At 36.6% G+C, this 13,133-nt stretch carries 8 protein-coding genes; 4 read left to right on the forward strand and 4 right to left on the reverse strand.

The genetic code is table 11. The features are described from left to right. Window positions 1-26 precede the first annotated feature (26 nt). The 4 genes from G7051_RS17985 to G7051_RS18000 all read right to left on the reverse strand — a co-directional run bounded on the left by G7051_RS17985 (window position 27) and on the right by G7051_RS18000 (window position 7,886). Window positions 27-1,550: a glycoside hydrolase family 32 protein gene (locus G7051_RS17985; protein ID WP_221412918.1), complete on the reverse strand. Its 1,524-nt coding sequence runs from the start codon at window positions 1,548-1,550 to the stop codon at window positions 27-29. 60 nt (window positions 1,551-1,610) lie between these two features. Next, entirely contained in the window at window positions 1,611-2,990 is a 1,380-nt protein-coding gene (locus tag G7051_RS17990; RefSeq protein WP_166202533.1) for a DUF4960 domain-containing protein, read from the reverse strand. Window positions 2,991-3,078: 88 nt separating this feature from the next. After that, window positions 3,079-4,761, reverse strand: coding sequence for a RagB/SusD family nutrient uptake outer membrane protein (locus G7051_RS17995; protein WP_166202535.1), 1,683 nt, complete (start codon window positions 4,759-4,761; stop codon window positions 3,079-3,081). Window positions 4,762-4,778: 17 nt separating this feature from the next. Next, a complete protein-coding gene (locus G7051_RS18000; RefSeq protein WP_221412919.1) occupies window positions 4,779-7,886 on the reverse strand; it encodes a TonB-dependent receptor in 3,108 nt (1,035 codons plus the stop codon). Window positions 7,887-8,302: 416 nt separating this feature from the next. Here G7051_RS18000 and G7051_RS18005 point away from each other — a divergent pair, with 416 nt between their 5' ends. The 4 genes from G7051_RS18005 to G7051_RS18020 all read left to right on the forward strand — a co-directional run bounded on the left by G7051_RS18005 (window position 8,303) and on the right by G7051_RS18020 (window position 13,126). Further along, window positions 8,303-8,959: a hemolysin III family protein gene (locus tag G7051_RS18005; protein ID WP_166202539.1), complete on the forward strand. Its 657-nt coding sequence runs from the start codon at window positions 8,303-8,305 to the stop codon at window positions 8,957-8,959. Between the two features lie 21 nt (window positions 8,960-8,980). Continuing rightward, a complete protein-coding gene (locus tag G7051_RS18010; protein ID WP_166202541.1) occupies window positions 8,981-9,775 on the forward strand; it encodes a metallophosphoesterase in 795 nt (264 codons plus the stop codon). Between the two features lie 493 nt (window positions 9,776-10,268). Next, a complete protein-coding gene (locus G7051_RS18015) occupies window positions 10,269-11,876 on the forward strand; it encodes a sulfatase (RefSeq protein ID WP_166202543.1) in 1,608 nt (535 codons plus the stop codon). Between the two features lie 74 nt (window positions 11,877-11,950). Beyond that, window positions 11,951-13,126: an anaerobic sulfatase-maturation protein gene (locus tag G7051_RS18020; protein WP_166202545.1), complete on the forward strand. Its 1,176-nt coding sequence runs from the start codon at window positions 11,951-11,953 to the stop codon at window positions 13,124-13,126. Window positions 13,127-13,133: the final 7 nt, after the last annotated feature.

Here is a 13,133-nt window from a genome sequence, read left to right on the forward strand (position 1 = left end):
AATTTCTATATATATGTTCTACTACCTTATTTTGATAAGTTCAGATTCGAGAATGTTACTTCTCCATTATCAGAGAATATACCCCATGGATTCCAATTCATTTTATAGATACGGTTTGTAAATGCTGTTTGATGATTTACGTATACTACACAAATAGAATTTTCGACCATGATAGTTACATCAAATTCTTTGTTATCCGGCACATTTAGTTTTACGTTATCGATACGCAAAGGATCTTCGCCAAAAACCCGTCTTTCTAATCTTAATTGATGTTGCTCCAAATCAAACACAATGGTATAGACTTCTCTACGATTACCGCACGATCCGAATTCGAAACCAAAGCTATTGGATGTTGTTGCCTTTACTTTAGAAGATATCTTGTAAGTACCTTCTTGTCTGTCAAAAACTGAAACAGCTTGTTCGCTCGAAGCTTTTAATGTAAATGAATTAGATTCTATGTTAGTATTAACCGAACTAGTCCTATTTAAGTTCTGACTATTAACCAATTTATCATTTAAGCCATGAGGATAAGTCATTGCTATTGTTCCATCGCCATTTTGAATAAGCTTGTGAGTAATTAACGAGCCTGCCCAATTGAAATTGGTATAATCTCTATGGTTTTCTCTTGTCGGGCACCATGCTGTTATATATCGATCCGTTCCGTCTGAAGCCGTTTTACCTGCATAAAATGCTATTCCATCCAAAGCACTGTTTGAAGGAATTGTCCATGCGCCTGTTGTTCCTTTTCTGAATTGATAATGTACTTTACGATCATCAATATTCGAATAAATAAAGTATTGATAATCACCCATTGTAAACACATCGGGACATTCCAACATAAAAGTGTTTGGATCATCATAAAATGGTTCTATCAGTTTCCAGTTTCTTAAATCGGTAGAAGTATATTGAGCGATAACCGCTCTCCATGAACCCTTATAATCGGCACGTGTACTAATTAGCATTCTGAAAGTTCCCGAAGCTTCATCTTTTATGATTAACGGATCACGAAATTCATTACGATCATATCCATCTGAGGCAGCCAAATGGAAGGACGGGTCCTTAGTCCACGTATTCAAATCGGTAGATGTAGCCAACATAATTTTTTCATGGGGATCTAGATCTCCATTATGTCCTGTATAGAAACCATAATATACTCCGTTATGTTTAAATACACTTCCGGTACCCAATGCACGATCTTGTTGCTCAATTGTTCCCGTAGGAATCATTTCGCCATTATCCGTGAATGATGAAAAATTCTCTGTAGTTGCCTTATACCACGGGTGGAAAGTAGGCGAACCGTCTCTTACATCGTGAAGATAAAAGATATGGAATTTTCCATTTTCATAAAAAGGCATAGGGTCTCCCACCCACCCTTTTGCGGGTTTAAAGAATGCCGAATAGGTTGAATACAAATCATTCACATCGTAGCAAGTAGGAGCTCCGGCTTCTGCCGATCTGGGGTCGTTACTTACATAATCCATATTATTATTGCATCCTGTCAAGCCTATCAGGCATAAGGACATACTTAAAAATTTATTTCTGATTTTCATGGTTTTATAAAACTTGAATAGTTAAGGTCATAGACCCATTTGGTTTACTTTTTATAATACTCACTTCAATAGATAGTTGAAAATATTAGAGGTCAGTGTTTCTATATTTCCTTTATAAGGATTTACGATAGAACCATCTTCGTTGTACCAGTCATAAGATTCAACTCCAATACAGATTGCTATTCCCGAAGTACCTACTTTAGGATATTCGAACATTACAGACCGTCCTTTAAGTTGATCATCCCAATGATAGCTAGCTAAATTGATCGCTCCATTCTTAGTAGTCCATAGAGGAATATTATTTGCATAATCGCCCCATTCGAAATTCCAGATCGCATTATGACCTCTCGCTTTTACACCCTTACCCAATAGGTATACTTTGTTATTTACACCTATAGGTTTCTTTAATCCTGCAAATATCGGATGAGATTCTTTTCCGGTGAAACATAACCCCCAGTCGTCGCCTATCGGTGTAGCATTGTTACCTTCACCCCACATATTATTTACGGCTTTTCCGTCTTTAGTTATACCCAGTGTTGCAACATACTGAACAGCCCATGAAGAGAAAAAGAATGAACCTCCCTTTTGATAATATGTTTTAAGGCTTGTAACTATGGTCGGCTCTAAAGCTACCGCCGGCAAGGTTTGTGTAGTACCATCAGAATGCCACCAAATAGCTGCGAAACCGTCTAAGTTTTTACCGTTTTTAATATCATTGAAAGAGACATACTCAAAATCGGGCACATTGGCTGCAAACCAATTATAAGCTGCTTTTTCATCCATATTTTCTATTGACGAAGCATTGTTTGCTACTCCTAAAAATGCAATCGGTTTTATGTCTGCTTTTTCTACAGTAACCACATAAGGAAAAGTTTCATTCATGTAGGATATTGTATAAGTCACAGGTTTTGTAAAATCAACCGTTGCTCCTTGTGCAGGTGTTACAGTAGCTCCATTTGTAATTGTAAATTCAGGAGTTAGTTTTGTTACATCCTCTGTTTTTGGATATCTTACATGAACAGTTCTCTTATCATTATCAATCGTTCCTTTGTATTTACCGATGCTGAAACTCAATATCTCACCCTTGATATGAGAAGCTACCACCATATAATCTTTATACAGATTACCGTTTGTTACTCTGAATTTTGTAGCTTTCGATAAATCCATCGCTTCATTGCCTGCCGGATTTATAACTGCCCGATCCGATAATGTAATCTGCGGTGTTAACTTTGTCAGATCAGTTCCCAAAGGCAATAGTATCTGTACAGTTCCATTCTCATCACTGATAGTTCCATCTGTCCCGTTTATTGAGAAAGATAATATTCTTACGCCTCCCGACAAATCGAGATTTTGACGGTCATCATCGCTGCAAGCAATGAATCCCAAGCAAAAAATCAGGGAAAAGATAAAAGGCAATATTTTATTTATTCTTTTTTTCATTGTATCCTTATTTTTTAGTTTTCATGGCTATAATAGCCTTTAGTTACTTTACAAACCAAAGTAATAAAGAAGGTCTGTGACCTTGACCTTACCAGCCATAGTTTTGTTTGTAGATTCCGTTTACAAAATTGATTTGCTGTTGAGGGATCGGAATATATTCATTCTTGCTTTTTGTAAAGTTTCCACTTCTCAAGAATGACCGTCTTGACGATTCTGTTTTGAAGTAGGCATTTATCACCTGATCGGCAATACCCCAACGAACCAAGTCGAAGAAACGGCTACCTTCCATAGCAAACTCAAGGCGACGTTCCCAACGCAAAGCTTGACGGGCAAAATCGTTCGACCATGTACAGTTAACTCCCGGTTGATAAAGTGAGACGCCCAATTTAGGAGCATAATCAATCATGTCGGTACTGCGTTGTGCTCTTTCTCTTATTTGATTGATAAGCGGTAAGGCTTCATTATGACGTCCTAATTCTATTAAAGCTTCGGCACGCATTAAAATAGCATCTGCATAACGGATAATAATTCTGTTTTTAGAGTTTCCGTAGAATGGGGCAACATTCACAAAGCAATCACACGAAGGATCAACGTTTTCTTTCAGAGATGCATAATATCCATATACGGTAGGATTACGGTTCCATCCTTCTTCATAAATCAATTCTTTATTGTATTTATAAGGGAATCCGGGCATAGCGACAGTATGGAATAAACGTGGATCAACAGTGTTTGCTTTCGAATCATAATTCGTATTATCGAACGAATCGAACATAGGTAATCCTGTTTTATCTGTTTTATAAGCATTCACCAAGTTTTGACTCGGTTTGTGAAAATCACAACAGCCAACCCCCATAGGTACTGATAATACATCGCCCCAATTTAACCGACCGAACATAGTTCCGTCATCAATTGAATACTGTACTGCAAATAACGATTCTTTACCATTTTGATATGCTCCCGGTAAGAAGTTATATGCAAAATCATATTCTAAACCATATCCCGAGTTAAGAACTTTCTCTGTGTATTTAAGAACTTCCTCTAAATCGGCACGGTTTATTTCAGTTAAATTATTTCTTTCATCTTGTCTGTAAGCTCTATATAAGTTTGCTTTTGCCAGATAAGCTGCCGCTGCTATTTTATTGGCACGTCCAAGCTGATCTTGCTTTTCGGGAAGCAAATCATATGCTTTCTGAAAGTCGCTTACAATCCAAGCCCATTGTTCGTCATTAGAAAGTTTGTTATCTACTTTATCATAGTCATCAATCGGCAAGTCTTCGTCTACAAAAGGAATATGCCCGAATACTGTTTTAAGTATAAAGTAAAAATGACCTCTCAAAAAATACATTTCACCCATACGGGTATCTCTCAATGGAACATCATTTGTCGATACCGTTTTCAGTACACTCAAAGCGGTATTTGTTCTCGAAATTGCTTTATAAGAATAAAACCAAAGCCCATCGGCTTCACCAAAATCGGTCTTTATATTTTGAGCTATTTCATAGAAATGGAATGCACTGATGTCATTTTCGTCATTTCCTCCTTTATAAGCATCATCCGAACGAACATTACCGTAAGGCCATAAACTGAATGGCTTATCATAGTGATCGTTTCCTAATGAAGAATAAGCTGCTGTAACCAATCCTTCTACCTGATCGGGACCTTTTACCTGCTCATCGCTCAATATTCCCTGAGGATCGTCATTCAAGAAGTCACAGCTCGAAGCCATAACCATTGCTGCAAAGAGTACAGCTATATATTTTATCTTTTTCATTGTGTTGTACTGTTGGATTAAAATGAAACATTAAGCCCGAAAGTAAATGTCATCGGAATAGGATATCCCCATGCCGGATTTTCAGGATCTACGCCTGTAAAGCTTTTACTTTTGATAGTCAGTAGATTTTGAGCACTTACATACGTACGCAATCGGCTTAATCTTATTTTCTGAATAATATGCTTAGGTAATGTATATCCTACTTGCACGTTTCTGAGTTTCAGATAAGAACCATTCTCTACAAAGTAAGTAGACATACGTGCCTCATTATTTGTATCGGTATAGGATAAACGAGGGATATTTGAATTCGGGTTGGTTATAGGATCCCATGCATCCAACAAGCGTGTACCTTTATTGGATCGTGTATCGGAAACACTCCAGAAATCGGTTGCATATTTCACGGTATTTATAACATCCACATTATGTATTCCTTGAAGAAATATAATGAAGTCGAAATTCTTATATGCAAAGTTCAGATTCAATCCGTATGCAAAATCGGGGAATGGATCACCTATCCAAGTACGGTCATCGTCATTTATAACACCATCGTTGTTTATATCACGATAACGGATACGACCTAAACCTTTTCCATCTTGTTGAGCATGTTTATCTAAATCTTCTTGGCTTTTGAAGATACCATCAGCCACATACCCGTAAAAAGATCCTAACGGACGACCTAAAATATTATCCCATTTTCCATTTCCACCGTAGGAATTTTTAACGGATTCAGGTAAAAAAGTCACTTGGTTTTTATTGGTTGATATATTTCCCGACACATCATATGTTACACCTGTCGAACCGATTTTACCTCTATATCCAACTGTGAACTCAAAACCTTTGTTTTCCATGCTGGCTCCATTGTACCATTTGTTAGCTCCTTCGCCTTTTATAGCTGCGTAGCCGGGAGAATAGAGAATGTCTTTGGTACTTTTCCAATAGTATTCAGCCGAACCATAAAGTGCCTGACCAAAAAACCCGAAATCGAGACCAATATTTGTTTGAGTGGTAGTTTCCCATTTCAAATCGGGATTTGATAATTGCGAACGTTTAAATCCAGAGGGCAATAACCCTGCTCCTTTTCCATTCAGATCGTAGGCTGTTCCCCAAACCGAATCCCATGTAGGGTTTCCTTTACCATAATCGGTTACATAAATATCATATATCGCTGTATTGTTTATGTCCTGATTACCATTTTGTCCCCAACCGAAACGCAATTTCAGGTCAGATAAGTAATCGCTGGTTGAAGCCATAAAAGCTTCCTGACTTATTCTCCATCCTAAATTGAATGCAGGGAATGTTCCCCATCTGTTATTCTTTCCAAAACGAGACGAACCATCACGACGAACTGTAACCGATGCCAGATATTTATCATCATAAGCATAGTTTATTTTACCGAAGAAAGACATCAGCGAATATCCAGTAGATATACCTGTACCTTCACTTAATCCTGTACCCAGATCAGGCCACATATAATCAGGTGTTTCAACGGCAAAACCTTCTCTTTTAGCTGAAAAGTTTATATCCTCTTGGTTGAACATCTCCATACCAACCAGTGTTTCGAAACGGTTCTTTCCTACTTCGAAGTCATAAGTAGCGGTATTACTCCAAGTCCATTTAGTCCAATGTGCTTGTTCCATCAACGAAGCGGTTCTATCACTTTCAAGAAAGCCCGACTGATAACTGTGTGTAAGGCTTCTTTTATAGAAGTTACCATAATCTAAACCGAAACTCGAACGGATATTTAATTTCTTGATAGGTTGCAAATTCACATAAGCATTACCAAACATACGCCAGTAACGATATCTGTTATTCTGATTATCGTGAATCAAACGAGCCGGATTTTGTCGGTCGGGCAATCCAGTGATGGGTCCTCCCCATCCTGTTCCATCGGCTGTATGTACCGGAATAAAAGGAACAGCAATTAAAGCCGATTCTATTATTTTATCAGGTTGAGCAACTTCGGAAGTTCTGTTCAGTGTAAAATTTTCTCCAATGGTAAGAATATCACCATACAGTTTGTAGTCGCTATTCATACGTACCGAAAATCGAGAAAAGTCAGTATACTTTATCAATGCGTCATTTCCAAAATGTCCCAATGAGAAGTAATAACTGCCTTTTTCTGTTCCGTTACTTACTGCAAGGTTATAAGATTGTGCTACCCCTGTTTTTGTTATCTGATCGAACCAATCGGTATTAGAAGTTCTTAATGTTCTGTTTTTATCTAAGTATTCAGGAAAATAGACGTTTTCTAAAACTCTATTGCCTTGAGCACCTATTCCGTCTTTATATACAATTCCTAAATTGTTACTATTGGGGTCAATTCCCGAATTAACAGAAGCCTGCCACATGGCTTGTGCATATTCACGAGAATTGAGAACATCTATTTTCGTATTGTAATTGGCTACAGATACAAAAGCATCAAAATCAATTTTGAGAACTCCCGCTTTCCCTCTCTTTGTAGTTATAATAATTACGCCGTTTGCAGCTCTCGACCCATAGATACTGGCAGCCGAAGCATCACGAAGTACCTGAATACTTTCAATATCATGAGAGTTCAACTCGTGCATACCTGCCTGAGATGGAATTCCATCGATAATATACAATGGGTCATTATTATTCAAGGTTCCTATACCACGAATACGTACAGTAGCCGATCCGCTCGGATTTCCGTCTGCTGTAACTTCCATACCAGCAACTCTCCCCTGCAATGCTCTGATGGGGTTATTTTCCGGCTCAGACATCATATCATTTACTTTCACGACCGATACAGCACCTGTAAGGTCTGCCTTGCGTTCGGTACGATATCCTACAGCAATTACTTCATTCAAGACTTGCGAATCGTCTGTCATTAAGATATTAATTTCCTTTTTACCATTTACCGGAATGTTTTGAGTTTTAAATCCGATATAAGTAAATTCGAGAGTAGCATCGGGGCTGGCTTTCAATGTAAATTGACCGTCCAAATCTGTAGTAGTCCCAATACTTGCATTTTTCACTTTTACACTGACCCCTATCAGAGGTTCATTGTCTGTTGCAGATTTTACAACTCCTTTTATGTCTATCTCCTGAGCTTTTATAAAACTACAGAAAGAGAAAAGGAGCAGTATCAAGAAAAGGTTTCTCATACTCATTTTTCATTTTTGGTATTAAATTAATAAACGTACTTGTTAACAAAGGTCTATGACCTATTTATAGTTTGTGCAAGTATTAAATGATAGTTATAATTAAATGATCCGGCATTAAATACTTCCTCTAACTTACAAGCACAAAGAACTAAATTAGAAACTTTCTTACCTATAAAAATTAGGTCAAAAGCATGCATAAATAATGCATTCACGATTTTACACAAACAATATTCGACTAATAAACAGACTATTAAAATATTCTATTATATAAATCTATTTTATAACTTATTATTAAATTTTCAATTTTGAATATTCTTCGAAATGTAGAGATTCTACCAAAAGAGAGACCGTAGTATGATTTTATATTGTAAATTTGAATTTGAAAGAATCAAGAAAAATAAAATTTAAATCAAGTAATGACTGATAAACAATATTCGCAGAGGGAAGAGCTTCTCAATGCTTGGACTCATGGACTAGGGATTATTTTTGGAATTATCGCCGGATTTTTTCTTGTTAAACAAGCAATACAAACCGGAAACACATGGGCTGTTGCCAGCGTTTTCATCTATATTGTTTGTATGCTTATGTCTTATGTCACTTCAACCGTCTATCATTCTTGTACCCATCCTACCAGACGGGTTCTTTGCCGAAAATTCGATCATGCTGCTATTTATTTTCACATTGCAGGAACCTATACTCCTTTTACTTTAATTGTATTGCGAGAAGTAGGCATCTGGGGTTGGTTGGTATTTTCAATTGTCTGGATAGTTGCCATAGTGGGTACGGGGCTTAGCTTTGCTCATTATAAAACAGGCAGTAAATTAGAAACCATCTGTTATGTACTTATGGGATCTATTATTCTTATAGCGTTAAAACCTCTTGTCGATACATTATTATCAACCACCGGCTCTTTGGATTCAATATATTGGCTCTTAGCAGGAGGTATCTCTTATATAATCGGAGCCATATTCTATTCATTCAAAAAGATAAAGTATATGCACTCGGTATTTCACCTCTTTGTTTTAGGAGGAAGCGTATGTCACGTACTAGCCATCTGGGATATACTGAGATAATAATTACAATAAAAAACAATAATGCAAAAAATAGCAATTATAAGTGATATTCATGGAAATCTGCCTGCATTACAAGCAGTTCTTAAGGATATTAACACAGTGTATAAAGCCGATCAGATATATTGTTTGGGCGATCTTACCGATGGTGCACCCTGGCATAACGAAGTTATTGAACTGATTCAAGAACTTAATATTCCCACTATAATGGGAAACCATGATGAAAGGATAGCTTTTGACTATGCTGTGCATGCACTTAGTAAGCATAGCCTTGAAGAACAAGATGCTCGCTTAAAAACAATTAATCATACCAAAGAGACTATCAGACACGATAATAAGCAATTTTTATCAGGTCTGGTTCCTGATATCCGGTTGGATTATGATAATCTTTCGTGCTTGCTGGTACATGGCAGTCCTCGTAGTAATGAAGAATATATTTATGAAGATCACGACGAAAGTTTATTGATTCAAATGTTCGATGAAACCAATTCGGATGTAATAATAACGGGTCACACTCACCTTTCGTTCATTAGAAGTATTTCAACCCATGACCGTAAAGATAAATTGTTTATAAATGCAGGTTCGTTAGGTAGAACCAAAGAAAAAAACGGAGGAAGAGCTGTCTATCTCAGACTTACTATTAATGAGACAGGCGAAGTAAACGATATTCAGAAAAGAGTAGATGCTACTCTTTGTGAAATTGACTATAGTATTCATGAGGTAATTTCAGGTATAAAAGAAAGTGAAGTACCCAATTTCTATGCCTATTTTTGGGAGAAACATTTGCAATATCCACCAAGGTCTCAGAGCTATTCATAGTCTATCTAAGTATATAATCACAATTGACATTTATAGTTTTAAAATACAAGATTAAAAACTATCTGTTACTTAATTTAATAAGTGCATCATTAAGCAATAGTTTATCTATACATTGAAGCGCTCTTTGATATAGGTTACAGAAAAGTAACAAAAGGAGACAAAAGAATACAGATAGTTGTCACTTTTGTCACCCTAAAACAAGCTAATATACTGACTATAATCAATATAAAAAAAATTGAAAAACATAAAATCTATTTTGAGTGTAACTTTTGTCACTTTTGTAACCTTTTTGACATTAATCATCTATTTATAAACGATTTACATAAACAAACAGAGTAACTTTTTTGTCACCTTTTTGTCACCTTTTATTCGTATCCTAATATTGGCTAACTGTTAATTAACATAAACAGTCATAACTTTTGCATTGTTGCTTGATCATTCAATTTATTCTTATTATTTTAGTATACCAATTAACCTAAATACCTGATATTCCATGACAAATTTCAAGAGGATTAGTTTAGTAATCATTCCAGTATCAGTACTCAGCCCATATGGTTATGGACAAAAGGAACAGAGTAGCAAAGATCGGTCACGTCCCAATATTATTCATATCATGACGGACGATCATTCTTTCCAAACCATCAGTGCATACGGGCATCCTATCTCTAAGTTGGCTCCTACTCCTAATTTAGACCGATTGGCTAATGAGGGGATGCTATTCCAGCAAGCCTTTGTCGAAAATTCACTTTCCACCCCTAGCCGGGCATGTCTTATGACTGGTTTATACAGCCATCAAAACGGACAACGCCAATTAGGAGCAGGTATAGATACAACCAAAACTTTCTTCTCGGAATTACTTGCTCAAGCTGGATATCAAACGGGAGTTGTAGGTAAATGGCATATGCAATGCGAACCAAAGGGATTCAATTATTACTGCGTTCTGAATGATCAGGGAGATTATTACAACCCCAGTTTTAAGACCAAAGACTCTCATGGTAAATATGTGCGGGAGGAAGGCTATGCAACCAATCTTATAACAACTCATTCGATAGAGTTTATTGAAAACCGGGATAAGAACAAGCCCTTTGCTTTATTGGTACATCATAAAGCTCCACACAGAAACTGGATGCCTGAAGCTAAATATTACGACTTGTATGAGGATATAGAATTTCCAAAGCCCGAAACATTCTATGATGATTACGAGAGCCGTTGTTCTGCTGCCCGTACTCAGGATATGACTATTGACAAGACGATGACATTCATTTATGATCTTAAACTAAATGAATTAAAAGATACTGCTCCTTATAATACAGAATGGAGTGACGGAGGTTTGCAACAAGCAATAGATCAAATGACTCCTACACAGCGCGAAGCTTGGGAGAATGCTTATCATCCTAAGAATATGGAATTCATTAACAGCAACCTCTCAGGTGATGAATTGCTCAACTGGAAGTTTCAGCGTTATATGAAAGATTATCTTCGCTGTATAAAATCAATTGATGATGAAGTCGGGCGTTTGATTGATTATCTGGAAAAAGAACGTTTAATGGATAATACTATTATAGTATATACTTCCGATCAGGGTTTTTATATGGGAGAACATGGATGGTTCGATAAACGTTTCATGTACGAAGAATCGTTCCGAACACCACTTATCATACGTTACCCCAAAGCTATAAAAGGAGGTATAAAAACCGATGCCTTAGTTCAAAATATAGATTTTGCACCTACTTATCTATCATTAGCAGGAATAGAAAAGCCGAGTGAGATGAGTGGAGTTTCTCTTGAAGGACTTTTTAGTGGAAAAACACCTAAAGACTGGAGAAAAGATTTATATTATCATTATTATGATTATCCTGCTATTCACAATGTACGTCGCCATGATGGAGTAAGGACAGACAGATATAAGCTGATTCACTTCTATGGTAAGGGAGAAATAGGGAATGATGAGGACATCAATTGTAACGAGCTGTTCGATCTCAAAAACGATCCTACTGAATTACATAATTTGTATGGAAAAAAAGGATACGAAAAAATAACCGAAGAATTACAAGTCACTCTTGATAATTATAGAAAGAAACTAAAAGTGGATGAATTCTAAGAGAGGTCGTACGCCTTTTTATATAGCTTTCTATGTCAACCGCAAATAATATCACTATCTAAAAACTTGGCTATATGTCACCAAAAACATATGCTCCTTTTGCAAAGCCTTTGTATGTAATGCTCAAACCAACAGGAGCTATTTGTAATTTAGGATGCACCTATTGCTATTATCTGGAGAAGAAAGAACTTTATCCGGATAAAGGCAATAAAACAATAATGAGCGATGATCTACTGGAAAGATTCGTATCTCAATATATCGAGGCACAAACCATGCAACCTATACTGTTTACATGGCATGGGGGCGAACCTTTGATGCGTGACATTTCATTCTACAAGAAAGCATTGGAGTTGCAGCGTAAATATGCCAGAGGCAAACAGATAACAAATACTCTGCAAACCAACGGAACCTTGTTAAACGATAAGTGGTGTGAATTCTTTAAAGAAAACAACTTTCTTATCGGTATATCTATTGATGGGACTAAAGCCTTTCATGATAAATACAGAACAACAAAGGATATGCGTCCTACTTTTGATCATGTTCTACGGGGTATTAATCTTCTTAAGAAATATCAGGTAGAATACAATATAATGGGAGTTGTAAATGATTTTAATATTGATTACCCTCTTGAGTTCTATCAGTTTTTTAAAAATATCGATTCTCATTATATCCAATTCTCTCCGGTAGTAGAAAGAGACAGCAAAGGTAATGTTACGGAATGGAGTGTTACTCCTGAAAAGTGGGGTGATTTTCTTATTGCAATTTTCAACGAATGGGTAAAGAAAGATGTCGGAACATATTTCGTTCAATATTTCGATTCAGCACTAGCTAATTGGGTTGGGGTAAATCCCGGAATTTGTATCTTTGCTAAGAATTGTGGGCATGCAGGAGTTATGGAATTTAACGGTGACGTATATTCTTGTGATCACTTCGTTTATCCTCAATATAGGTTAGGCAACATAAAAGATAAGACTTTGACCGAGATGATGTATTCGAAGCAACAGACCGATTTTGGATTGGCTAAATCAGAATCTCTTTCTTCCCAATGCAAGCAATGCAAATATCTATTTGCTTGTCGTGGGGAATGTCCTAAAAACCGGATATCGAAAACCCAGTCAGGCGAAGAAATAAATTATCTATGTAATGGGTATTACAAGTTCTTTAAACATATAGCTCCCTACATGGACTTCATGAAAAAGGAACTGGAAGCACAACGTGCTCCCAGTAATATAATGAAGGATTTTAAATAATTGTTAT

This window comes from Dysgonomonas sp. HDW5B (genome assembly GCF_011299335.1).
Taxonomy (GTDB): Bacteria; Bacteroidota; Bacteroidia; order Bacteroidales; family Dysgonomonadaceae; genus Dysgonomonas_A.

Coding starts and splice junctions, on each gene's coding strand:
- G7051_RS18015 (WP_166202543.1), top strand. CDS start 10,269: ATGACAAATTTCAAGAGGATTAGTTTAGTAATCATTCCAGTATCAGTA.
- G7051_RS18000 (WP_221412919.1), bottom strand. CDS start 7,886: ATGAGAAACCTTTTCTTGATACTGCTCCTTTTCTCTTTCTGTAGTTTT.
- G7051_RS17985 (WP_221412918.1), bottom strand. CDS start 1,550: ATGAAAATCAGAAATAAATTTTTAAGTATGTCCTTATGCCTGATAGGC.
- G7051_RS17995 (WP_166202535.1), bottom strand. CDS start 4,761: ATGAAAAAGATAAAATATATAGCTGTACTCTTTGCAGCAATGGTTATG.
- G7051_RS18005 (WP_166202539.1), top strand. CDS start 8,303: ATGACTGATAAACAATATTCGCAGAGGGAAGAGCTTCTCAATGCTTGG.
- G7051_RS18010 (WP_166202541.1), top strand. CDS start 8,981: ATGCAAAAAATAGCAATTATAAGTGATATTCATGGAAATCTGCCTGCA.
- G7051_RS17990 (WP_166202533.1), bottom strand. CDS start 2,990: ATGAAAAAAAGAATAAATAAAATATTGCCTTTTATCTTTTCCCTGATT.
- G7051_RS18020 (WP_166202545.1), top strand. CDS start 11,951: ATGTCACCAAAAACATATGCTCCTTTTGCAAAGCCTTTGTATGTAATG.